Below are 19202 nucleotides of genomic sequence, written 5' to 3'. Positions count from 1 at the left end.
GACGGCGCGCGATCGGCGGAAACAACCTCTTATTGCGTTGAGACGGCGGTGACTGTCCGGAGTTCGTGCCATAGCAGCGTCGTACACGTCAGCCCTCGTTGCGGTCGGTTTCGCGGCAGTGAACGATCTACAATCGGGTGAACCGAACGCTATCGCCCGAGTTCGAGGCGTTACACACTCGATAACAATAGTAGGGGATCGGATAGGAGCCATCGGCGCGCGTACCCGTCGCCTGATCCCGAATGACCGACGCCGATGTCCACCGCTCCGACAGCGAGGAACCGCCCGTCGAACTCGAACACGTCACCGTCGAAAACGACGACGCGCCCGACGAGTGTGCCATCTTCCCGCGTCACGCCAGCGGTAGCGTGTTGACGACGACCTGGATATCCGCCCACGAAGCGGGGTTCGTCGACCTCGAAACGATGCGCTGATCGTGCCGATGCATCTGCACAGCTCCGTTACCGCGGCGGGCTTCTGGCTCGGGACCCTGCTCCCGATCGTCTACGTCCCCGTCATCGTCGCTGGGATCGACTCGTTCGGCCGACTCACGATGTTCCTCGGGCTCATCGCGGTCCACGCGCTCGCGCTCGTCGTCGGCCACGACTACCCCGGCTCGCGCTCGCGGTGAGCCGGTCCCGGCCGGGCCGGTTCGCACGGCCTAGCCCGTCCAGACCTGCGCCCGCGGCGTGCCACAGCTGTCACAGACGACCGCTCGCTTGTCCTTGTAGCTGTCCCGCTCGAGTTCGCCGTCGACGCAGTCCGGACAGGGCCGCCCCTCGAGGATCGCGAGCAACTGCCGACTACCGCCGGACTGCGACGACTCTGATTTCGCCATATACGCACCCCATACTCGAGACGGGGGAAACGGTTGGCCATGCCTATGCAGCCCGACGGCGGCGAGTCGAAGCGCCTATGCCGGTTTCCGGAGTAAACCCGCAGGATGTGGCCCTGGGGACACCTCGCCGTCGCCTACCTGCTGTATACCGCCGTCGTTCACCGCCGGTTCGGTCGACCGCCGCGTGCCCTGCCGGCGATCGCTCTCGCGGTCGGCTCGCAGACGCCGGACCTGATCGACAAGCCCCTCGCGTGGAACGCCGGGCTCTTGCCCGGCGGGCGGACCCTCTCGCACTCGGTGTTCGCCCTCGCCGCCCTCGCGGTGGCGGTGCTGGCCGTCGCGACGCGGCTGCGCCGTCGCCCGCTCGGCGGCGGCTTTCTCGCGGGCTACGGCTCGCACCTGCTGGCCGACGTTCCGCCGGCAGTACTGAGCGGTGACGTCTCCGGCGCGACCTACCTCCTGTGGCCGGCCCTCGAGCCGCCGCCGGAGGAACCGGTCGCCGGCATCCTCGATGCGTTCCTCAACTACTACGAGCTGGGGACCTTCGAGTGGGTCCAGTTCGGCCTCTTCGCCGTCGCGGCCCTCGTCTGGTACCGCGACGGCATGCCGGGACTGGGGCTCGTGGTCACCCCCCTCGAGCGGTGGACGAGCGCGTAGGCGCGTTCGCGACCGCTCGCGCCGGCTCGACCCAGCCGTCGCGAATCGTGGCAGCTATTCGGCTCGTCCCCGTCGCTCCGGTATGCGCCAGTTCGTGTTGCTCGGTCACGACGTCCCGACCGAGCCCGACTTCTCGCTGGACGACCTCGCGGGCGGAGCCGGCCGCCTCGACGCGCTCTGTCGGTCGATCACCGCCGCGTTCGTCACCTCCCACGGCATCCGGGAGGCCGTCCGCGTCCACCTGATCGCACGGGACGAACTCACGATCACGTTCGACGGGCGCGAGCTGCAGCGGCTCAACCCTGACGAGCGCAGCACAGCCGCGCTGGTCCGCAACGCCCTCGAGCATCGCGCGGACGCCATCGGTGCCCTTCCCGCCGAGCCGAGCCCCGGAGTGGAGCTGTACCGGCGCGGATTCGAGGGGACCCTCGAGGCGATCGCCGACGACGGTCCGGTGGTCCAGCTCCACGAGGACGGCGACGCGGTCGTCGACGTCGACCCCGAGGGACTCGCCGACGGGATCTTCGTACTGTCCGACCATCGGGACTTCACCGCCGACGAAGCGGCGCTGCTCGAGGACGTTGCGGACCAGCGACTGCGGCTCGGCCCCGAACTCCTCCACGCCGATCAGGCGATCACGATCGCGCATCACTATCTGGACACCGACGGCTACGGGCGGTTCTGAGGCGCGCGGGGACCGACTCCCTTCGGGCGGTCCGACGGCGGCTTTCGCAAGCGTTAAACGCCCGGCCGCGTACGATTCGAATGCGGGCCGGTGGGGTAGCTTGGTATCCTTCGGCCTTCGGGTGGCCGTAACCGCAGTTCGAATCTGCGCCGGCCCACTTTTCCCGCACCGCAACACGAGGAACGGAGTAACAAGTCTGCGGTGCGGGTAAATGGAACTAAGCAGATTCGAATCAGACCGAGGTTCTGCGCGTAGTGCAGGTTCTCCCAGCCATTCTACTCACTGTCGTTGTTTAAATGCCAGCTGAATATAATAAAGGTGTTCAGACATTTATCTATCTGATCGTCTCACAGTCAATAGATGGATATAGTTTCAGATTTGAATGTACAAGTGATTCTCAAACCTTACTCTACGAGAATTTATTTATACCCTGTCTCACATGTTTACAGCTATGACTATTGATCGTCTCCGTGATGACCTAATGATCGCTGTGGCCTTGGCGGAGTTTTCATACCGTCATCAAGACACTGATGCTGAATTAGCGAGAAGGGCATGGGTTCTTGCCGACAAAATTCGAGAGACATATGATCTTGATTCGTATCAGAGTATCGACGCGCTTAGAGTAGTTGACGAACTCGATTCTGCTGATGGATTCGAGCCACCTATCGACGTGGAGTAGGTGTAGTTTTTGTTATGTTTGTCGAGCAGCGCCGGGAGATTGCCGAGACGCTGTCGACGCGAGCGATGACGTTCGATATCGAAGACGAGATCGTCGTCACTACAGAGTGAATCAGTCCCTCGAGAAACGCTGGCGGGAGCCAGCGTTTGAGCCCCCTTTCGATGGTGGGAATCAATCGGTGGGTTCTGAGATCGCTGTCAATGTGGCCATTGGCGTCGGACTGATCTCATCGGCGAGGTGCCGCTTGTCTCGGAGTCGGCGGATTCTGTCGGGAACGACTGAATCGTGCCTCGCCATCCATGGCTTCGAATTAGACGACAATAGCCCTGTTGGCCAACTGGATCTGAAACAAGCAAGCGGTGGCAGTTGGACGCTCTCTCCGAAAAGATCGAGTCGATCGAAACCGTCGCCAATTCGGTCAGGGAGCGGTAGTCACCGCGTTTTCCCAGACCGTCGCTGATCGATTGTTATGGACTCTGACCCCTCGTATTTTCTCTCCCTGGTGATCTGTGCCGCTGTCGTGTTGGCGGTCGCGTACGGGGCGAGAGACGTTCTCGCCGACTACTACGGGTGGTCGTTGTAGCGCCGGTAGCACGGGGCAGTCCGCGATCGCGTCGAACGCCTCGCGGACGCCTACGGGTACGGCCGACGGTCGGCGATGGTTCGAGTCGGTTCCCGGCCACGGTGAGAAACCGAACTCGAGGCATCCGATCGCTTCCGATTGGTTTCTTTACCGTTCACTCGCAGATAGCGGTCATGGCGACATCCAGTACGAGGGGCAAAGCGCATCGACTGTTGGATCCCCAACGGGGCGGGCGAGTCGGGCGAGCGATAGATCTGGCGATCATGACACTGATCCTGCTGTCGATCGTCGCGATCGTCCTCCGGACCGTCGATCCGGTGGCAGCCCGGTACGGGGCAGTTTTCACCCAGTTCGAACGGGTCACGGTCGCGATGTTTACGCTCGAGTATCTCGGCCGACTCTGGAGCATCACGACCGCGGAGAAGTATCGCCATCCGGTGACTGGCCGGCTCAAGTACGCCGCGACCCCGTACATGCTGATCGACCTGCTGGCTATTCTCCCGTTTTACCTCGGCGGCGTCGTCGATCTCCGATTCATCCGGGTTCTCCGACTGCTCCGGATCTTCCGGGTGATGAAGGTCGCACGATACTCGAACGCGTTGCGGACGATCGGGACCGTACTTCGAAAGAAGCGGCCGGATCTGGTCATCACGGTCGTCGTCACCTCGATGCTGCTCGTGTTGACCAGTAGCGCGATGTACTACGTCGAACACGCCGCACAGCCCGAGGCCTTCTCGAGTATTCCCGCGACGTTCTGGTGGGGGTTCGTAACGCTCACCACAGTCGGCTACGGCGACGTGTTTCCGATCACACCGCTTGGTCAGGTTCTGGCGGGCTTTTCCGCCTTCCTCGGGGTCGGACTGTTCGCCCTTCCAGCGTCGATACTCGCCTCGGGCTTCATCGAGGAGGCCTCGGAACCGAACGACGAGGAGTGGGACTACTGCCCCCACTGCGGCGAACCCCTCCAAAACGACCGTTCCCACTAATCGATCTCGCAGTGGACGGGACCGCCCGTTGAACGGTCGACCCCAGTACCGGTGCCCCGTGGCCACTCGAGGCGGTCACACCCCGGGATGTGCCGTTCCGTTTTCGTCCGAGTCCGCGTCGTCGTCCTCGAAGACCTCGCCCCCGTCGATGACCCGCGGCGACGGGTCCGTACACGAACAGGCGTTGTGTGGGCTTACCGGCCGGACGGTCCCGTCGTTGGAGTCCCACACGGTAAAGAGGTCCCCACAGCGTCGGCAGATACCGGCCGCTTTCTCCCGCTCGTCGTCGGATTTCGTCACAGAACGGATCTCCTCTTCGATCATTGGTAACGCTCCCTAATCGGAAAACCCTCGCGGTCGAACGGCCGCTCGGGTGCCGTCCGAACGAGGCGCTTCTCGGTCGCCCGCGAGAGCGATACGGGCACGTCCTCTTCCGCCGCGGTCAGCCGCTCGCTGGCCCGCTCGAGGCCGGTGACGGTGGTCGACGAACCGTCGTCATCGTCGTCGGTATCACCTTCGGATTCGACCGCGACCGACCGACGCGTCACCTCGCGACGGGCTCCGATCGGGGCCCGTCGATCCAGTTCGCCAGCCAGCCGCCGACGAGTCCCCCGAGCCCGCCGACGAGCCCGAAGTAGCCGGCGTAGAGGACGACGACGAGGACCGTGTAGAGTCCCGCGAGGACCGAGAGACCGATCGGGAACGAGTACTCGGGGATGTCCGTGAGGTACCGGACCCCGTCCCCAAGCAGGGCGAGTCCGCCGACCAGTCCGGCTCGCGTCCCGGCCCGGCGGCTCGAGGGCGGGCGCTCGGCGAACAGATACCCGACGAGCAGCCCCGCGAGAAGCACGGGTACGAAGACGTAGGTGCCGGCGGACCGCCACTGGCAGACGAGCGTGACCGGCACCGAGGCGACCCCCGCGACGATCGGCTCGCGCCACTGCGGTTCGGCGATCGCTCCCGGCACCTCCATACCGGATACTTGATAGCTACGCAACATAACTGTTCCGGGACTCACACTCCCGATCGAGACTCCGCCACAGCGATCGCTGGCGCTCGAGAGCGATCCGTCCCGCGGCCGGCTACAGGACGTGATCCGCCCGGATTCGCAGTATCACGCGCTCGGTTTCGATCGTCGGCTGGTACTCGTCGACGTCCTGATAGCGCCGGGCCAGTTCGTCGATGTGGGCTCGAGCGCCGTCGGTCGTGACTTCCTCGACCTCGCCGATCACCGAGAGGAACCGGTAGGGGTCGTCGGGGTCGGTCATGCTGACGCCGACGCCGGGGTTGTTCTGTACGTTTCGCTCCTTCTGTCGGCCCCGCTCGGTGTTGACGAGCAGCCGGTCGTCGGCCTCGTCGTAGTCGATCCAGACCGGCGTGACGTGGGGCAGTCCCCCGTCGGTCAGCGTCGCGACGTGGGCGAACGTTTCCTTCTCGAACAGGTCGTGGAACTTCTCGGGGATCGAGACCATGGGGACCGGTTCACCGGCCTCGTGCTTGGGCGTGATGCCTACATCGACCGGGGCCGAGATGTCGCGGTCCGGCGGTGCGCGGTCGTAAACGGTGTCGACACGCACATGCCGCCTGACAGCTTATGCCGGTCGCTGTCGACTCGGTCCGTATGACCGACGACTCACCGACGACTCGCCGACGCGTACTGCAACTGACCGGCGCAGCGGCCTCGACGGCCTTCATCGCCGGCTGTGGCGGGCCGGGCGCCGACAACGAGACCGATAACGAGACCGAGGAAAACGAGACGGTCGACGACGAAACGACGGCGAACGAGACAGAGGAGAACGAGGCGACCGGCAACGAAACGGCGGCGAACGAGACCGCAGGCAACGAGACCGGGAACGCGACCAACGAGACCGAGAACGCCACCAACGAAAGCGAGTAACTCGCTCGCCGGGATCGCTTCTCGTCCCCGCTTCCGTGGCGAAACGGTTACCGGCCCTCGACTCCTCCCTCGAGTGATGACCGACGGACTCGAGGCGGACGTCGAAGGGGCCGATGAGATCGCCCGACAGCGCGACGAGCTGGCGGCCCGCGTCCGGACCCACGCCGGACGGATCGCGCGGGAGTTGGCCGTCCTGCAGGGCGGCGATTACGGCCAGAAGACGTTCACCACCGACGCCGGCAGCTGGACGCTCAAGTACGAGGCCGGCGACGTGCAGTACCTGCGGTACGAGCCCCAGTCGGGGTCGGAGATCTACGCCGTCTCGAGCAAGCAGCCGCCCGAGCCCGACGCGCTCGAGCGGGCGATGACCGACTACGACGCCTTCGTCGCGGCGTTCAACGAGTACGTCCGGTCGTTCGCGGACCTCTTCGCGGACGTGCCCGACGAGTTCCCCGAAGTCGAGTCGACCGCGGAGTTGGCCGCCAAGCGGGATCGGACCCTCGAGCGGATCCGCGAGGTCTGTACCGCGATGGCGGGTCAACTCCACCGCTACGACGGCGATTACGGCACCTACGCGACGACGATCGACGGGACCCGCTGGGAGCTGAAGTGGGACGGCGACGCCGTCTCCTACCTGCGCGTCGGCGGCGAGGACGGGATCTATCTCCTCTCGCAGTACGGGCCGCCGCCGGCCCCGGAAGTCCGTCGGCTGGTCGAGGACGTTCCTGCGTTCGTCACCGCGTTCAACGACCACGTACGGGATCTCGAGGCCGACCTCGAGACGGTCGATTTCGAGGCCAACTGAGGCCGTCGCGGGGGAGTCGTCGTATCGAGGCTCGGTGAGCGGCCGGCGCGCTCGGGGCTATTTTCGAACGGTACCGAGTCCACGTGACCTCTCTATACTCCAACTAGTAGCCGTTTTGTACTGACCGGCCCCTAGTCACCGGTGGCGACGACGCTCGCCGAGATCACCATGGACGGCGCTACTGATGGGACCGACGGGGGCACTGGCAACGAGGACGCGATCGGCGACGGAGCCGGGCCCGCCGATACGGCCCTGTTCGAGGCCGTCGTGGTCCGCTACGAGTCGGGAAGCGACCGCTGTACGCTCGTGCCACGCGACGGATCGACCGAGGCGAAACTCAACGCCTGGCTCGCGGCGGACCTCGAGACGGTCGTCGACCTCGACGACGCCCGGTGAGTGCCGACCGGCGGCCGCCCAGAGTATTGCCGGGGATAGCCGTGGCTCCCGGGCTGGGTAGAACGATCACGGCGTCAGAAGTCAGACGTCGACGTACTGGTCGACCCACTCCTGACGGCGCTGGAGCGCGCGTCGGCCCTTGGGCGTCAGCGCGTAGTAGTTCGTCCGGCGGTCGAGTTGCCCCTTTTCGACGAGGTCTTTCTCGACGAGCGTATCCAGGTTCGGATACAGCCGGCCGTGTGTCACCGGCTGCTCGATGTAGTCGTTGATGTCGTCGAGAATGGCCTGTCCGGACGGCCGGTCTTTTCCTGCGATCACGTACAACAGGTCACGTTGGAAGCCAGTTAGCTGGTCCATGGATCACCCTCTGAGTGACGACGTTCACCGTGCTGTGGCTTTGTTATAGAACGGGTACGTCGGCCGGGAAACCCCGAACGGACCGCGTAGAATCGGTCTCTGCCGTAACCGGCGTCTGACCGTGACCTCGCTGCCCGACGGCCGCGTGACGCGGCGTTTTTGACCCGGTCGGCCGTAGTCGCGGCTGTGCCAACCGATCCGCTCGAGTGGGAGACCCGCGACCGTCGCGTAGCCTACTCCTGTCCGGGGTTCGACATCGTTAACGAGTCCGTTCGACTCCCCGACGGGACCGAAACCGACTTCGACTACCTCTCGGAGCCGGCCAGCGTCTGTGTGCTGCCGTTGACCCCCGACGGCGACGTCGTCTGTATCGACGAGTGGCGACAGGCCGTCTCCCGGGTCAGTCACGGACTCCCCGTCGGCGGCACCGAACCCCAGGACGACGACCTCGAGGCGGCGGCGCGTCGCGAACTCGCCGAGGAGACCGGCCACGAGGCCGACGAGTTGGAGCCGCTGGTGACCGTCGAACCGGCCAACGGGATCGCCGACATCGTGTTGCATTGCTTCGTCGCCCGGGGCTGTCGACCGACCGCCGAACAGCGCCTCGATCACAACGAGAGCATCCGCGTCCGGACCCGATCGCTCGAGGCCCTGACCGACGCGGTGGCCGACGGCGAGATCCGCGACGGTCGGACCGTCCTCGCGCTCTCGTACTATCGGCTGTTCGGGGCGGACCGCGACTCGGACGAGGCGTAGTCTCCGGAGACCGGCGGGCGGAGTCGCGAAGCGGCTACCGGGACCGGGGTGGCCGCCGTCCCGCGTCAGCCGGTTTCGTCGTCGCTTTCGTTAGCTGCTGTCTCGTTTCCACTCTCGTTGGCGACCGTCTCGTTCTCGCCCTGTGGCTGTTCGAGGGCGGCCTGTAACCCGTCGGTTTCACCGAGGGTGACGCTGCCCGCGGCGACGTCGTCGATCGTCATCGACCCGGCCTCGAGCGACGGGATCGTCTCGCCCATCGCCGTCTCGGCGTCGGTGGTGTCGTTCGCCGCCGTTTCGCTGCCAGCGGTCTCGTCGTCGACCGTCTCGTTCCCGTCGGCCCGCGTCTCGAGGCTGCCGACGGTCATCGAGGTCACCGTGACCTCGTCGACGTCGAATTCCTCGACGGTCAGTTCCTCGATCTCCTGCGTGCTGGCGTTCTCGCTCTCGTTGGCCTCGCCGTCGCCGTCACCGCCGAACAGGCCGCCGATGAAGTCGGAGAGTCCCGAGAGGATGCCGCCGCCGCCCTCGACGGTCAGGTCCTCGACGGTCAGTTGCCCGGTGGTCATCGACTCGATCGTCATGTTTCCGACCGTGACGTTCGTGGTTCCCTCGTCGATCGCCTGCCCGATGCCGGCCGACGAGGCGTTCTCGCCGGCGGCACTCTCGTCGTCGGTCGCGTTGGCGCCGTCGGTTCCGCCGAAGTCCTCGATCGAGACGTCCTCGAGCGCGAGCGACTCGAACGCGACGTTCGAGATCGTGGCTTCGCCGTCGGCGGACTCGTTGCCGGCCGTCGTGTCGTTTCCGGCGGACTGGTCGTTCGCGGACTCGTTCAGTTCGCCCTCGAGCCCCTCGCTGTTCTGTACGTCCAACCGCTGGACGCCGAGTGCTTCGATCGTTGCGTTTCGAACCGTGACGTTCTCGAGTTCGAGCGTTCCGACCTGGACGTTTTCCAGCGTTGCGCTCGTGTCGCTCGTGTCGCTCGTGTCTCCGGGGTCGTCGTTCGCAGCCGGGGCGGTCGCCCCTGCGAGGGCGGGACCCCCCGAGAGCGCGACCAGCACGGCGACGAACGCGACACCGAGTGTTCGTGGTCGTGAAACCATACGGACAGACGTAGGAGCGGTCCCCGGCTAAAACGGGTCGACTGTTACGGGAGTAAACGGCCTTGGGCGCGGTGGCCCGAGGCTTTTATGCGTTCCCTCAGCCGTGCGCTAGCACTCCCTGTTCCGCGAGGGAACGGGATGAGGGTGGGCGGCTTACGCGCCCCGACCCGGACAGACGCACCAACCGAACTTGCGGCTGGGTTTTGTGAGTCCGGTAATTCGTATCCGTATCGCCGAGTTTCGCCTTCTCGCGCCACGCGATGTTCACCGATGCGTTCCGATCGGCGTGGTCTTGCGCCACGTCACACTCGTCGTTCGGACACCGGAACCGCCGCCCCTGCCGACTGCCACGCTCGCCACAGCACGAACACGTCCGCGAGTTGTAGTAGGCATCCACCGTGTCCGTGGGTATCTCTCGCCACGTCGCCTTGTACGACACAAACCTCTCGAACTGGTGAAACGGCAGTTTGTGCAACCGACGGTTCATGTACGACCCGTACTGCATTTCGTTGCGGATACCACTCATATCCTCGAACACGATGACCGGGTTCGAGAACTGCTCTGCAAACTTCACGACAGCACGGGAGAGACGATGCAATACCCACTCGATGAACCTTTCTTCCCTCTCACCGAATTGCCGATGAATAGTCGTTTTACCGTGTTCCTGACAGCGAGTAGTGATGGTGTGGTAGCGTTGGCGTTCCTGCTTGACTCGTCCGTAGTCGAGGACGAGCGTACCCTTCGTCTGCATCGTCTCGCGGTCGAGGGCGGTGAGAGCGACGTTGCGCTCGTTGATGTCCACACCGACTACCGTGTCGCTAGTATCGGGTTCAGGAATGTTGAACACGCGTGTGACCGTGACGTGTAGGTAATACACGCCATCGCGGTACAGGAGTTCGGCCTGCCCCACGTCCACCTCATTCGACGTGAGAGCGTCCCGAAGTTCGTCCATCGCGTCCGACTCACCGCGCAGATTCCCCTTCACCTTCTTGTAGGGCTTCGGGCTGATACGAAACTGGACGCGGTTCGTGTTGTCATCAACGGTGAGCCGGTAGCCTTCCGTGTGCGCCATCACAAGCGGGTACGCACCAGATTTATCGGTACTCGGTGGCGTCGGCTTCCCTCCGTCGGGATCGTCCTGTTCGTGCCACCAGTCGAGAAGTGACTGACAGGAGTCCCACGTCTGGAGGGCCTTGCCGACGACTGCGCACTTGTTGTGCCGCAAGAAGTCGTCGCGGTCAACCTCTTTCTGTATCTCGGTGCGAGTGTACCCTTGTTGTTTCAGGCGGATGGTTTGGTTGAATATCTCGCGTGAGGCGAGGCGGGCGTCGTGGAGCCACGATCGGTCACCAGACGCTATGTGTAGGCGCGTCTGAATCGTCTTCGTGGCTTCCTCACCCATACTTCGATTTGGCATTCACTCTCTCAAAAATGTGGGTATGTCTCCTGACGGCAGTCGAGCGCACGCGCTTCACCCCCGCCCACGGTGGGGCGGGGAACTCGCGCTGTTTTTCGTTTAGACCGGGGAAAACAGCCCTTTCGAGCCCGGCACTGATCGATAGCGGTCGAACGACTCTCGTTCGACTGCGTCGGCCGCGACCGACCGCAAGCGGTCGGCGGTGGCCGCCGGATCGCCGCCGCGACGACGGACACGGTGTTTTCGCACCGTCTCGTCGGTCTCAGTTCCTCGTTACTGACGGCTCCCGTCGAAAAAGACCGGTTTCCGTCCGAAACTGAGCGGTCGACGATCGGTGCCGTCGCTCGCGAACGGTCGCGGCCGCTCGAGCCCCGGCGGGAGATCACTCGAGTCGGAGTTCCCTGGTTTCGATGGCGTCGCAGGTGGGACAGACGAACTGGTATCGGACCCGGTCGCCGGACGTGGTCACGCGCCAGCCGCCCTCGGTGTCGACGTAGCCACACGCCGAACACCGAAGTTCGGACTCGTCGAACTTCTCCCGGAGCCGCTCGAACGGCGATCGATACACCGACATATGATACCACACAACGTGGCGGTATTTAATAGTCCGGCCTGCGACGAGGCGGCGACGCTCCGTCCGATCGCAACCGTTCTTAGGGATCCGTCCGTATACGAGCGTATGGACGATGTGGATGCGGACCGGCGTGGCAACGTCGGCGACCCCGCGGCCGCAGCGCGTGCCCTCGAACACGTCGTCGATCCGCTCGTAGCGGTCGCCGACGGGACGATCACGTACGCGAACGAGGCCGCGCGTGACGCCTTCGGGATCGGTGAAGCCGACCGCGACGCCGCGACCGCACTCCCCGGTTACTGGGACCGACTCGCGACGGCGATCGACGAGACGACGGTCGGAACCGTTCGGCGGGTCGATTTCGACGACGACCGGCAGGGCGCTCGGATCCACCGCGGCGTCGACGGCGCGACGGTCACGTTCGACCGCGGGGCGACCGACGCCGACGACGAGGGGGCACTGGCCGGTACCCGGGACCGACTCGTCAAGGACCGCGCGCTCGAGGAGGCGCCGGTCGGGGTCACCATCTCCGATCCCGACATGGAGGACAACCCGCTGGTGTACGTCAACGAGGCCTACGAGGAGATGACCGGCTACGAGTACGACGAAGTGGTCGGTCGGAACTGCCGGTTCCTCCAGGGCGAGGACTCGAGCGAGGCGGCCATCGCGGAGATGGCGGCGGCCGTCGCGGAGGACCACCCGGTGACCGTCGAACTCAAGAACTACCGGAAAGACGGCACCGAGTTCTGGAACGAGGTGACCATCGCGCCCGTCCGCAACGAGGACGGCGAGGTCACCAACTACGTCGGCTTCCAGAACGACATCACCGCGCGCAAGGAGGCCGAACTCGCGCTCGGGGAACGGACCGAGGAACTCGAGTATATCCTCGACCGCGTCGAGGGGCTAATCCAGGACGTGACCGGGGTCGTCGCCGGCTCGACGGATCGCTCGGAACTCGAGAGCGAGGTCTGTGACCGGATCGCCACCGAGGCGGGCTACGACGGGGCCTGGATCGGGGAACGAAACCCGGCGACCGGCACGATCGACGTCCGCTCGAGCGCGGGGACCGGGCCCGATCGCCAGCGGATCGAAACCGGAGCGGACCATCCCGCCGTCGAGACCCTCGAGGCGACCGAGCCCACCGTCGGCACGGTCGACGGCCGCACCTGCGTCGCCCTCCCGCTGTCGTACAACGGTATCGAGTACGGCGTGCTGGCGGTCCGAGCCGACCGGGACCGGGACGTCGACGAGCGAGAGACGGTCATCCTCTCCGCGCTGGCCCGATCGATCGCCAGCGGTATCAACGCTCGTGAGACGAGTCGCGTCCTCGCGACCGACGCCGTCGTCGCCGTCGAACTCGAGCTGGCCGACCGGTCGTTCGCTCCGACGGCCCTCTCGTCGGCGGCCGACTGTCGCCTCGAGTACCGCCGCTCGGTCCACCGCACCGGCGACGAGACGGCCTCGCTGTTTACCGTCACCGGCGCGACCGGCGAGGAACTCACCGCGTCGGCCGCGGACCTCGACGGTGTCGACTGCCGGGTCGTCGTCGAGCGCGATGACGGGTGTCTGGTCGAACTGACCGGCGATTCTGGCCTCGTCGGCTGGCTCTCCGAACGGGGTGCCCGCACGCAGGCGATCGAGGCCGAGGACGGCCGGGCCCGGGTCACCCTCGAGATCCCCCGCTCGGCGAACGTCCGCTCGATCGTCGAGGCCCTCGAGGACCGCTACGCCGGCACCGACATCCGCTCGTTCCGGCAACGCGAGCGCGACGGCGAGACTCGCCAGGAGTTCGCCGCCCGACTCGAGGAGGAACTGACCGACCGCCAGTTCGGGGCGCTACAGCGGGCCTATCTCGGCGGCTACTTCGAGTGGCCCCGGCCGACGACCGGCGAGGAACTCGCCCAGTCGATGGGCGTCTCTCGGCCGACCTTCCACGAACACCTGCGGACGGCGGAGGCGAAGCTCTGTCGCGCGTTCTTCGGGGACGCGTATAGTAGCTCTTGAAAGTCAATGCATACTCGATCGCAGGACAGCGTTGCGATCGGTGTGTAAATCGTTGCAGCGGCTACTATACTACAGCCGCCCGTCTGGACCGCTTTCGATCGTGACCTGTAGCCACGGCTTAGTACCCAGAACGGTCGCAGAGGTTTATGTGAGCGGTCGTGGGATCGACGATCATGTTCGCGTTCACGATGCCGCTGCAGACCGGTGGTGGCTTCCTGTACTGGGCGATCGTCTTCTTCGTCCTCGCGATCGTCGCCGCCGCCGTCGGCGCCCGCGGCGTCGCCGGAATCTCGATGGAGATCGCGCGGATCTTCGTGTTGATCTTTATCATCCTCGCGGTGGTCGCGTTGCTGTTGTGATAGGGTTTGCTGTACCGATTTACCGGAGCAACTGCAGAGTTCGCAGTTGCACCGGTAATGACTTACAGTAGACCGTATGAACCGGTCACCACGCCGGTTACACCGGTGACACTATCGGTGGTTACGGGTTCGCAGGATTTGCCAACCCGGTTACCGGTTCGGGACGGGACAATGTCTGCCTATTTTCACTCGGACCGTCTGCCTCGAGACGTAACTCGTTACGGTTACGTATGGTTGAGAACTCCTAACACCTTGGGCGTCGTAGATAACACGGAACGGTTACCATGACTGAACTCGGCGGATTTCAAGACAGGGTCGCCCGCATCGATCTCTCGGACGGGGAGGTCGCATACGAGTCGATCGACGACGAGGATGCAAAGCAGTACATCGGTGCGCGGGGACTCGGGGTAAAGTACGTCTTCGATCAGGGACCGGACGTCGATCCGCTTGGACCCGACAACCTGCTGGCCTTTATGAACGGCCCGCTGTCGGGCACGCAGGTAACGATGAGCGGCCGGATCGCCATCTGCACCAAATCGCCGCTGACCGGCACGGTCACCGACAGCCACCACGGCGGCTGGTCCGGCGCTCGACTCAAGTGGGCCGGCTTCGACGGCCTGTGTTTCGAAGGCGAGGCCGACGAACCGGTCTACGCCTTCGTCGAGGACGGCGAAGTCGAACTGCGCGACGCCTCTCACCTCTGGGGAGAGGGCTTCCACGGCACGCGCGATACGATCGAGGAGGAAGTCGAGGGATCCTACGGCAAGAACCTCTCGATCATGGGGATCGGCCCCGGCGGCGAGAACGGCGTCAAGTACGCCTCCATTATGAACGAGGACGACCGGGCCTCCGGCCGCGGCGGCACCGGCTGTGTCATGGGGTCGAAGAACCTCAAGGCCGTCGTCGTCAAGTCCTCGACGAAGATGCCGAAGCCGGCCGACCCGGAGACGTTCAAGGAGGGCCACCAGCAGGCCATGCAGGCCATCCAGGAGTCGGATGTCACCGCGCCCAACGAGGGCGGTCTCTCGATGTACGGCACCAACGTCCTGATGAACATCGGCGAGGAGATGGACGGCCTCCCGACCAAGAACGGCAAGTACACCTCGACCAAGAGCATGCGCGAGGCCGAGGGCGTCGACATCGACGCCGAGCGCGTCTCCGGCGAGAACGTCCGCGAGAACATCCTCGTCGACGAGCCGACCTGTCACTCCTGTCCCGTCGCCTGCAAGAAGGAAGTCGAGGTGACGGCGATGCACAAGGGCGAGGAGATGAACGTCCGCACCGAGTCCTACGAGTACGAGTCGGCCTACGCGCTCGGCCCGAACTCCGGTCACACCGACCGCGACAAGATCGCGCTCATGCTCGAGCGCTGTAACGACATGGGCGTCGACACCATCGACGCGGGTAACATGATGGCGATGGCCATGGAGATGACCGAGGAGGGCAAACTCGAGGGCGTCGGCGAGTTAGAGTGGGGCGACACCGAGACGATGATCGACATGATCGAGCGCATCGCCCACCGCGAGGACGAGTTCGCGGACCTGCTCGCGGAGGGGCCACGCCGCGTCGCCGAGGCGAAAGATGCCCACGACAACTCGCTGGCGGTCAAGGGCCAGACCATCGCGGCCTACGACCCGCGCTGCATGAAGGGGATGGGCATCGGCTACGCCACCTCGAACCGCGGGGCCTGCCACCTGCGCGGGTACACGCCCGCCGCCGAAATCCTCGGCGTCCCCGAGAAGGTCGACCCCTACGAGTACGAGGGCAAGGGCGAACTCACCGCCCAGTTCCAGGACCTCCACGCCATCAGCGACTCCTTCGACATCTGCAAGTTCAACGCCTTCGCGGAGGGCATCGAGGAGTACGTCCTACAGTACAACGGCATGACCGGCCGCGACGTCAGCGAGGAAGAACTGCTCGAGGCCGGCGAGCGCATCTACAACCTCGAGCGCTACTACAACAACCTCGTCGGGTTCGACGGGAGCGACGACTCCCTGCCCGCACGCTTCCTCGAGGACGGCATCCGTGGCCAGGGCGCGAGCGAGGGCGAGTACTGCGAACTCGAGGAGATGAAAGCGGAATACTACGACCACCGCGGCTGGGTCGACGGGGTCGTCCCCGACGAGAAACTCGACGAACTCGGCATCGACATCGGTCCCGGCACCGGCGTCAGCAGCGAGGGTGGTGCCGCGGCGCCGAGCGACGACTGAGACGGTTTCCCGTCATACGGACCGCTGTCAGTCAGTACCGGCGCGACCGCGAACGTTTGCGGTCTCCGGGACCCAGTGACAGGGAACCGTCTCAGTCGTCGGCGACCGCCGGCGTCGACCCGTAACTCGACTGACCGTTCGGGTCGGCCTCGGGCTTGGTCAGTTCGATCTCGAACCCGTCGTCGCCGACGGCGACGCGGACGTCGTCGAAGTTCTTGGCGTACTCGGTCGCGTGCTTGCCGGTGGTGTTGATCCGGACCTGCTCTTCGACCAGGTCGGCGTCGGTCAGCAGTTCGACCTTTCGGTAGGCGGTCGACATCGGGATATCACAACGGTCGGAGAGTTCCGTCGCGGTCAGTGCCTCCTCGGTCGTCTCCTCGAGAATGGCCCGACAGGCATCGTCGTCAAGGGCGGCCAACACGGCCTGCGTATCGACGTGATCGTCGCAGTGCCAGCCTCGCTTCCCGGCGTCGGCGTTCGTAGCGGACATCTGTTACACCTCGTGGTATTCACCGAGCCCCCTCCAAACGAGTCCCAATAAATACAGGGCCCTTTATATCGGGTCGGATACGGGCGGCGGGATCGCCTCCCGGGAGTTCGGCCGGTCACGGAGTCGCGACTGTCGTCGCACTCGAGACACGGTCGCGGACACAGGGTTTAGGGGGTCGGCCCCCCGAGTACCGGTCGATGGCTTCGGGGATTCGCGCGGAGATAACGATCGACGATCCGCCGGACTGCATCGTCGCGCAGGCCGCCGCGGCGGCCAGCGGGCGGGTCCACTCGGTCTCGAAGAGTACCAGCCCGTCCGCGCCCGAGCGTGTGACCGAGGAGTTCATGCTCGAGGCCGACGCCTCCCCCGCGGCGTTCGACGTCGACGCCGAGATCGAGTCGATCTTCTCCTACGGCTCGAGCGAGGTCTACCGGTTCGAGCGCGAACTGGACCACGGCTGTCCCTGTGAGCGTATCGAGGCTCACGGCTGTCCGGTCGTCGATGTCCGGGCACACGGCAGCGCGTTGTATCTCACGTTCCACACTCCGGATATGCACGTCTTGCAGACGGTTATCGGCGACCTGCGCGAGCGGTATTCGGGGCTCGACGTCCAGCGACTGCTCCAGTCCCAGCAGGACCACGACGAGCGACACCTCGTCTTCGTCGACCGAAGCACGCTGACCGATCGTCAGACCGAGGTGTTGGAGACGGCCCACCGGATGGGCTACTTCGAACACCCAAAGCGAGCCAACGCCGGCGAGGTCGCCGCGGAACTCGATATTACCAGTACGACCTTTACCGAACACCTCTCGGCGGCCCAGACAAAACTCCTCGGTGCGATCCTCGACCACGAGTGATCGACGACGCGGCGGCCGCCGGTCGGAGAAAACGGGGCGAGTACGGCGGCCACTGACTCGAGCCCTATGAACGTAACGGGACCTACAGGCCGGCGGCACCGAACCGCAATCCTATATATACCGGCCGCACAGCTATACGGTAGACAACTGACGGTTCACGCGAGTTCCCCCCGACATGAGTAGATACGAGTTTACGTGCCCCGAGTGCGGGCAGGAGATCGAGGTCAACGAATCGATGCGCGAGGCCACGCTCACACACGGCTGTCCGGTCTGTGGCGCGTCGGTCTCGTCGGCGGATTTCGTTCCAGAACAGCAGCCGGATTAGACTCGATTCCCCCGTCGTGTTTTCACCCCCCTCGATCGTCCGATCTCACTCCTCGCGATCGACTTCGGTCCGCCGTCCGTTCAGCGTCGCGGGCTCGAATCGATAGAGTTCGATGTTCAGCGCGTCCTTCCCCTCGGCCCAGATCTCGAACAGCGGTCGCTTCGTGTCCCCGTACTGGGCGATCTGATCGGGGGTCAGCTCCGCGGGCTCGATGCTCTGCAGTTCGCCGGTCGCGATAACGCTCCGGTAGGTCGAATCGGCTTCGTCGTAGACGACGAGTCGCGCCGCAGGCGTGGACTCGAGGAACTGGCGCTTCTCGCTGTCGGGCGTCGATACCATCCGCATGTAGAACTCCCGGGCATCGTCGTCGTAACCGTACGAGATCGGAATTGCGTACGGATCGTCCGTCCGCGCGAGCGACAACACCCCCGTCTCGTGACGACTGAGGAAGTCGTCGATCTCCGCGTCGGTCATCTCGGTTTCCTGGTCGATAGCCATCGTCTGGGTGGTTCTGCAAAGGTGAAACACGATCTTTATAGTTGCCATCGACAGTGACGCGACCACGACGCCCTCGAGCGTCCGTCGGCGGGCGCTACTCCCCGTTTTCCGGCGTGGCGATGACGACTGGTTCGCGGATCTCCAGTGCCGTCTCGAACTCCGCCTCGCGGTCGGTCCGTCGGCCGATCCGCAGGAGTTGCTCCTCGTGTGCGCGACGAACGGCCGACAGTTCGCGGTCGGTCAGCCCGATCTCCTCGCCGATCGCCTCCCAGTGGCCCCAGCCGACCAGGAATGCCTCGAGGTCGTCGTCGGCGTAACACCGCTCGAACTCCCGCCGGTACCGCTCGCGTTCGGGGCCCAACTTCGCCTGCGCCCGCTCGACGAGGTCCGGCAGGCGAGTGGCCGGGACGCTCGCCTTGGCGGCCGTCAGCAGGAGGACCTGCCCCTCGATCGGCTCGCCCGACATCTATCCGCCCGCGCGCATCGCCTTCTGTGCGAAGTTCTCGACGAGCGGCTCGAGGGTCTCCTCGTCGCCCTCGAAGACGATCGTCACCTCGGTCAGCTGCAGCGACGGGCCGATTCCGACCGTCTCCGAGGAGAACGTCGCGGTCCAGTCTTCGCCGTCGATCGTATGATCATCGACCTGCTCGCCGCCCAGATTCGTCAGGTAACGGACGACGAGCCGCTCGGAGATGCCGCGAAAGGAACGCTCGATACGGGTTGCCATACGCC

28 protein-coding genes, 1 tRNA gene and 1 pseudogene are annotated in these 19202 nt (G+C 64.9%); 17 read left to right on the top strand and 13 right to left on the bottom strand.

The genetic code is table 11. The features are described from left to right. Positions 1-242: 242 nt before the first annotated feature. Both A6E15_RS13090 and A6E15_RS13085 read left to right on the top strand, forming a co-directional pair. Positions 243-434, top strand: coding sequence for a DUF7511 domain-containing protein (locus A6E15_RS13090; RefSeq protein ID WP_076146825.1), 192 nt, complete (start codon positions 243-245; stop codon positions 432-434). Between the two features lie 8 nt (positions 435-442). Further along, positions 443-631, top strand: a complete 189-nt coding sequence (locus tag A6E15_RS13085; RefSeq protein ID WP_076146823.1) for a hypothetical protein — start codon at positions 443-445, stop codon at positions 629-631. A 30-nt stretch (positions 632-661) separates the two neighbouring features. Here A6E15_RS13085 and A6E15_RS21020 read toward each other — a convergent pair whose 3' ends face one another. Then, positions 662-838 (bottom strand): HVO_A0556 family zinc finger protein, encoded by a 177-nt coding sequence (locus A6E15_RS21020; RefSeq protein WP_175607259.1) that lies wholly within the window; start codon positions 836-838, stop codon positions 662-664. Between the two features lie 105 nt (positions 839-943). Between A6E15_RS21020 and A6E15_RS13080 the strand changes: the two genes are divergently transcribed. The 6 genes and pseudogenes from A6E15_RS13080 (at position 944) to A6E15_RS13060 (ending at position 4428) form a co-directional block, all read left to right on the top strand. Then, positions 944-1495, top strand: a complete 552-nt coding sequence (locus A6E15_RS13080; RefSeq protein ID WP_076146822.1) for a metal-dependent hydrolase — start codon at positions 944-946, stop codon at positions 1493-1495. 82 nt (positions 1496-1577) lie between these two features. Next, positions 1578-2180, top strand: coding sequence for a tRNA (pseudouridine(54)-N(1))-methyltransferase TrmY (trmY, locus tag A6E15_RS13075; protein WP_076146820.1), 603 nt, complete (start codon positions 1578-1580; stop codon positions 2178-2180). Between the two features lie 84 nt (positions 2181-2264). After that, a tRNA-Pro gene (locus A6E15_RS13070) sits at positions 2265-2337 on the top strand. Between the two features lie 294 nt (positions 2338-2631). Further along, positions 2632-2859, top strand: coding sequence for a hypothetical protein (locus tag A6E15_RS13065; protein WP_245800578.1), 228 nt, complete (start codon positions 2632-2634; stop codon positions 2857-2859). A 20-nt stretch (positions 2860-2879) separates the two neighbouring features. Then, positions 2880-2969 (top strand): annotated as a pseudogene (locus A6E15_RS22050) (DUF7692 domain-containing protein); the annotation flags it as partial. 646 nt (positions 2970-3615) lie between these two features. Further along, complete coding sequence (locus A6E15_RS13060) at positions 3616-4428, top strand: ion transporter (RefSeq protein WP_076146817.1); 813 nt, start codon at positions 3616-3618, stop codon at positions 4426-4428. A gap of 75 nt (positions 4429-4503) precedes the next feature. On the opposite strand, the gene A6E15_RS13055 is transcribed toward A6E15_RS13060, so the two are convergent. From A6E15_RS13055 to A6E15_RS13040, 4 genes are all read right to left on the bottom strand, one after another. Continuing rightward, a complete protein-coding gene (locus A6E15_RS13055; RefSeq protein ID WP_245800577.1) occupies positions 4504-4752 on the bottom strand; it encodes a hypothetical protein in 249 nt (82 codons plus the stop codon). Then, positions 4749-4976 carry a hypothetical protein gene (locus tag A6E15_RS13050; RefSeq protein WP_076146816.1) on the bottom strand — a complete coding sequence of 76 codons (228 nt, stop codon included), beginning with the start codon at positions 4974-4976 and terminating at the stop codon, positions 4749-4751. The genes A6E15_RS13055 and A6E15_RS13050 overlap by 4 nt, the downstream gene beginning before the upstream one ends. Continuing rightward, positions 4973-5401 carry a DUF5518 domain-containing protein gene (locus A6E15_RS13045; protein ID WP_076146815.1) on the bottom strand — a complete coding sequence of 143 codons (429 nt, stop codon included), beginning with the start codon at positions 5399-5401 and terminating at the stop codon, positions 4973-4975. The genes A6E15_RS13050 and A6E15_RS13045 overlap by 4 nt, the downstream gene beginning before the upstream one ends. A gap of 109 nt (positions 5402-5510) precedes the next feature. Continuing rightward, positions 5511-5900: a PPOX class F420-dependent oxidoreductase gene (locus tag A6E15_RS13040; protein ID WP_076148348.1), complete on the bottom strand. Its 390-nt coding sequence runs from the start codon at positions 5898-5900 to the stop codon at positions 5511-5513. A gap of 149 nt (positions 5901-6049) precedes the next feature. On the opposite strand from A6E15_RS13040, the gene A6E15_RS13035 reads away from it, so the two are divergent. The 3 genes from A6E15_RS13035 to A6E15_RS13025 all read left to right on the top strand — a co-directional run bounded on the left by A6E15_RS13035 (position 6050) and on the right by A6E15_RS13025 (position 7526). Next, positions 6050-6325 carry a hypothetical protein gene (locus A6E15_RS13035; RefSeq protein ID WP_076148346.1) on the top strand — a complete coding sequence of 92 codons (276 nt, stop codon included), beginning with the start codon at positions 6050-6052 and terminating at the stop codon, positions 6323-6325. A 76-nt stretch (positions 6326-6401) separates the two neighbouring features. After that, complete coding sequence (locus tag A6E15_RS13030; RefSeq protein WP_076146813.1) at positions 6402-7130, top strand: hypothetical protein; 729 nt, start codon at positions 6402-6404, stop codon at positions 7128-7130. A 141-nt stretch (positions 7131-7271) separates the two neighbouring features. Next, entirely contained in the window at positions 7272-7526 is a 255-nt protein-coding gene (locus A6E15_RS13025) for a DUF7511 domain-containing protein (RefSeq protein ID WP_076146811.1), read from the top strand. Between the two features lie 81 nt (positions 7527-7607). Here the strand turns inward: A6E15_RS13025 and A6E15_RS13020 are convergent, their stop codons facing one another. Beyond that, positions 7608-7883, bottom strand: a complete 276-nt coding sequence (locus tag A6E15_RS13020; RefSeq protein ID WP_006181375.1) for a PadR family transcriptional regulator — start codon at positions 7881-7883, stop codon at positions 7608-7610. Positions 7884-8069: 186 nt separating this feature from the next. Here A6E15_RS13020 and A6E15_RS13015 point away from each other — a divergent pair, with 186 nt between their 5' ends. Further along, a complete protein-coding gene (locus tag A6E15_RS13015; RefSeq protein ID WP_076146810.1) occupies positions 8070-8639 on the top strand; it encodes an NUDIX hydrolase in 570 nt (189 codons plus the stop codon). A gap of 65 nt (positions 8640-8704) precedes the next feature. Here the strand turns inward: A6E15_RS13015 and A6E15_RS13010 are convergent, their stop codons facing one another. From A6E15_RS13010 to A6E15_RS13000, 3 genes are all read right to left on the bottom strand, one after another. Further along, positions 8705-9739, bottom strand: coding sequence for a hypothetical protein (locus A6E15_RS13010; protein WP_076146808.1), 1035 nt, complete (start codon positions 9737-9739; stop codon positions 8705-8707). Between the two features lie 97 nt (positions 9740-9836). After that, a complete protein-coding gene (locus tag A6E15_RS13005; RefSeq protein WP_076146806.1) occupies positions 9837-11141 on the bottom strand; it encodes an RNA-guided endonuclease TnpB family protein in 1305 nt (434 codons plus the stop codon). A gap of 397 nt (positions 11142-11538) precedes the next feature. Continuing rightward, positions 11539-11730, bottom strand: coding sequence for an HVO_0649 family zinc finger protein (locus A6E15_RS13000; RefSeq protein WP_076146805.1), 192 nt, complete (start codon positions 11728-11730; stop codon positions 11539-11541). Positions 11731-11835: 105 nt separating this feature from the next. Between A6E15_RS13000 and A6E15_RS12995 the strand changes: the two genes are divergently transcribed. The 3 genes from A6E15_RS12995 (at position 11836) to A6E15_RS12985 (ending at position 16300) form a co-directional block, all read left to right on the top strand. Further along, positions 11836-13731, top strand: coding sequence for a bacterio-opsin activator domain-containing protein (locus A6E15_RS12995; RefSeq protein ID WP_076146803.1), 1896 nt, complete (start codon positions 11836-11838; stop codon positions 13729-13731). A 173-nt stretch (positions 13732-13904) separates the two neighbouring features. Further along, positions 13905-14090 carry a DUF1328 family protein gene (locus tag A6E15_RS12990; RefSeq protein WP_076146801.1) on the top strand — a complete coding sequence of 62 codons (186 nt, stop codon included), beginning with the start codon at positions 13905-13907 and terminating at the stop codon, positions 14088-14090. A 284-nt stretch (positions 14091-14374) separates the two neighbouring features. Further along, positions 14375-16300, top strand: a complete 1926-nt coding sequence (locus tag A6E15_RS12985) for an aldehyde ferredoxin oxidoreductase family protein (RefSeq protein ID WP_076146799.1) — start codon at positions 14375-14377, stop codon at positions 16298-16300. 91 nt (positions 16301-16391) lie between these two features. Here A6E15_RS12985 and A6E15_RS12980 read toward each other — a convergent pair whose 3' ends face one another. After that, the gene (locus A6E15_RS12980; RefSeq protein ID WP_076146798.1) at positions 16392-16790 is read right to left on the bottom strand and encodes a winged helix-turn-helix domain-containing protein; all 399 of its coding nucleotides are present in this window, start codon (positions 16788-16790) and stop codon (positions 16392-16394) included. A 197-nt stretch (positions 16791-16987) separates the two neighbouring features. Here A6E15_RS12980 and A6E15_RS12975 point away from each other — a divergent pair, with 197 nt between their 5' ends. Together A6E15_RS12975 and A6E15_RS12970 are read left to right on the top strand one after the other, a co-directional pair. Further along, the gene (locus A6E15_RS12975; protein ID WP_076146796.1) at positions 16988-17647 is read left to right on the top strand and encodes a helix-turn-helix domain-containing protein; all 660 of its coding nucleotides are present in this window, start codon (positions 16988-16990) and stop codon (positions 17645-17647) included. A gap of 175 nt (positions 17648-17822) precedes the next feature. After that, complete coding sequence (locus A6E15_RS12970) at positions 17823-17972, top strand: DUF7560 family zinc ribbon protein (RefSeq protein WP_066300628.1); 150 nt, start codon at positions 17823-17825, stop codon at positions 17970-17972. Between the two features lie 45 nt (positions 17973-18017). Here A6E15_RS12970 and A6E15_RS12965 read toward each other — a convergent pair whose 3' ends face one another. From A6E15_RS12965 to A6E15_RS12955, 3 genes are all read right to left on the bottom strand, one after another. Continuing rightward, positions 18018-18470 (bottom strand): pyridoxamine 5'-phosphate oxidase family protein, encoded by a 453-nt coding sequence (locus tag A6E15_RS12965; protein ID WP_076146794.1) that lies wholly within the window; start codon positions 18468-18470, stop codon positions 18018-18020. Positions 18471-18564: 94 nt separating this feature from the next. Beyond that, positions 18565-18936 (bottom strand): hypothetical protein, encoded by a 372-nt coding sequence (locus A6E15_RS12960; RefSeq protein ID WP_076146792.1) that lies wholly within the window; start codon positions 18934-18936, stop codon positions 18565-18567. Beyond that, the gene (locus A6E15_RS12955) at positions 18937-19197 is read right to left on the bottom strand and encodes a hypothetical protein (protein ID WP_076146791.1); all 261 of its coding nucleotides are present in this window, start codon (positions 19195-19197) and stop codon (positions 18937-18939) included. Between the last annotated feature and the right edge of the window lie 5 nt (positions 19198-19202).

The organism is Natrinema saccharevitans, assembly GCF_001953745.1.
In the GTDB taxonomy this organism is placed as follows: Archaea; Halobacteriota; Halobacteria; order Halobacteriales; family Natrialbaceae; genus Natrinema; species Natrinema saccharevitans.
This window is presented reverse-complemented; position numbering and strand designations above follow the sequence as displayed.

What these genes read in the sequence shown, in the direction of transcription:
- A6E15_RS13065 (WP_245800578.1), top strand. Translation starts at nt 2,632, where the DNA reads ATGACTATTGATCGTCTCCGTGATGACCTAATGATCGCTGTGGCCTTG.
- A6E15_RS13080 (WP_076146822.1), top strand. Translation starts at nt 944, where the DNA reads ATGTGGCCCTGGGGACACCTCGCCGTCGCCTACCTGCTGTATACCGCC.
- A6E15_RS13085 (WP_076146823.1), top strand. Translation starts at nt 443, where the DNA reads ATGCATCTGCACAGCTCCGTTACCGCGGCGGGCTTCTGGCTCGGGACC.
- A6E15_RS12955 (WP_076146791.1), bottom strand. Translation starts at nt 19,197, where the DNA reads ATGGCAACCCGTATCGAGCGTTCCTTTCGCGGCATCTCCGAGCGGCTC.
- A6E15_RS12960 (WP_076146792.1), bottom strand. Translation starts at nt 18,936, where the DNA reads ATGTCGGGCGAGCCGATCGAGGGGCAGGTCCTCCTGCTGACGGCCGCC.
- A6E15_RS12975 (WP_076146796.1), top strand. Translation starts at nt 16,988, where the DNA reads ATGGCTTCGGGGATTCGCGCGGAGATAACGATCGACGATCCGCCGGAC.
- trmY (WP_076146820.1), top strand. Translation starts at nt 1,578, where the DNA reads ATGCGCCAGTTCGTGTTGCTCGGTCACGACGTCCCGACCGAGCCCGAC.
- A6E15_RS13010 (WP_076146808.1), bottom strand. Translation starts at nt 9,739, where the DNA reads ATGGTTTCACGACCACGAACACTCGGTGTCGCGTTCGTCGCCGTGCTG.
- A6E15_RS13045 (WP_076146815.1), bottom strand. Translation starts at nt 5,401, where the DNA reads ATGGAGGTGCCGGGAGCGATCGCCGAACCGCAGTGGCGCGAGCCGATC.
- A6E15_RS13020 (WP_006181375.1), bottom strand. Translation starts at nt 7,883, where the DNA reads ATGGACCAGCTAACTGGCTTCCAACGTGACCTGTTGTACGTGATCGCA.
- A6E15_RS13000 (WP_076146805.1), bottom strand. Translation starts at nt 11,730, where the DNA reads ATGTCGGTGTATCGATCGCCGTTCGAGCGGCTCCGGGAGAAGTTCGAC.
- A6E15_RS12965 (WP_076146794.1), bottom strand. Translation starts at nt 18,470, where the DNA reads ATGGCTATCGACCAGGAAACCGAGATGACCGACGCGGAGATCGACGAC.
- A6E15_RS12980 (WP_076146798.1), bottom strand. Translation starts at nt 16,790, where the DNA reads ATGTCCGCTACGAACGCCGACGCCGGGAAGCGAGGCTGGCACTGCGAC.
- A6E15_RS13040 (WP_076148348.1), bottom strand. Translation starts at nt 5,900, where the DNA reads ATGGTCTCGATCCCCGAGAAGTTCCACGACCTGTTCGAGAAGGAAACG.
- A6E15_RS13055 (WP_245800577.1), bottom strand. Translation starts at nt 4,752, where the DNA reads ATGATCGAAGAGGAGATCCGTTCTGTGACGAAATCCGACGACGAGCGG.
- A6E15_RS12990 (WP_076146801.1), top strand. Translation starts at nt 13,905, where the DNA reads ATGTTCGCGTTCACGATGCCGCTGCAGACCGGTGGTGGCTTCCTGTAC.
- A6E15_RS12985 (WP_076146799.1), top strand. Translation starts at nt 14,375, where the DNA reads ATGACTGAACTCGGCGGATTTCAAGACAGGGTCGCCCGCATCGATCTC.
- A6E15_RS13005 (WP_076146806.1), bottom strand. Translation starts at nt 11,141, where the DNA reads ATGGGTGAGGAAGCCACGAAGACGATTCAGACGCGCCTACACATAGCG.
- A6E15_RS13035 (WP_076148346.1), top strand. Translation starts at nt 6,050, where the DNA reads ATGACCGACGACTCACCGACGACTCGCCGACGCGTACTGCAACTGACC.
- A6E15_RS12970 (WP_066300628.1), top strand. Translation starts at nt 17,823, where the DNA reads ATGAGTAGATACGAGTTTACGTGCCCCGAGTGCGGGCAGGAGATCGAG.
- A6E15_RS13060 (WP_076146817.1), top strand. Translation starts at nt 3,616, where the DNA reads ATGGCGACATCCAGTACGAGGGGCAAAGCGCATCGACTGTTGGATCCC.
- A6E15_RS13030 (WP_076146813.1), top strand. Translation starts at nt 6,402, where the DNA reads ATGACCGACGGACTCGAGGCGGACGTCGAAGGGGCCGATGAGATCGCC.
- A6E15_RS12995 (WP_076146803.1), top strand. Translation starts at nt 11,836, where the DNA reads ATGGACGATGTGGATGCGGACCGGCGTGGCAACGTCGGCGACCCCGCG.
- A6E15_RS21020 (WP_175607259.1), bottom strand. Translation starts at nt 838, where the DNA reads ATGGCGAAATCAGAGTCGTCGCAGTCCGGCGGTAGTCGGCAGTTGCTC.
- A6E15_RS13090 (WP_076146825.1), top strand. Translation starts at nt 243, where the DNA reads ATGACCGACGCCGATGTCCACCGCTCCGACAGCGAGGAACCGCCCGTC.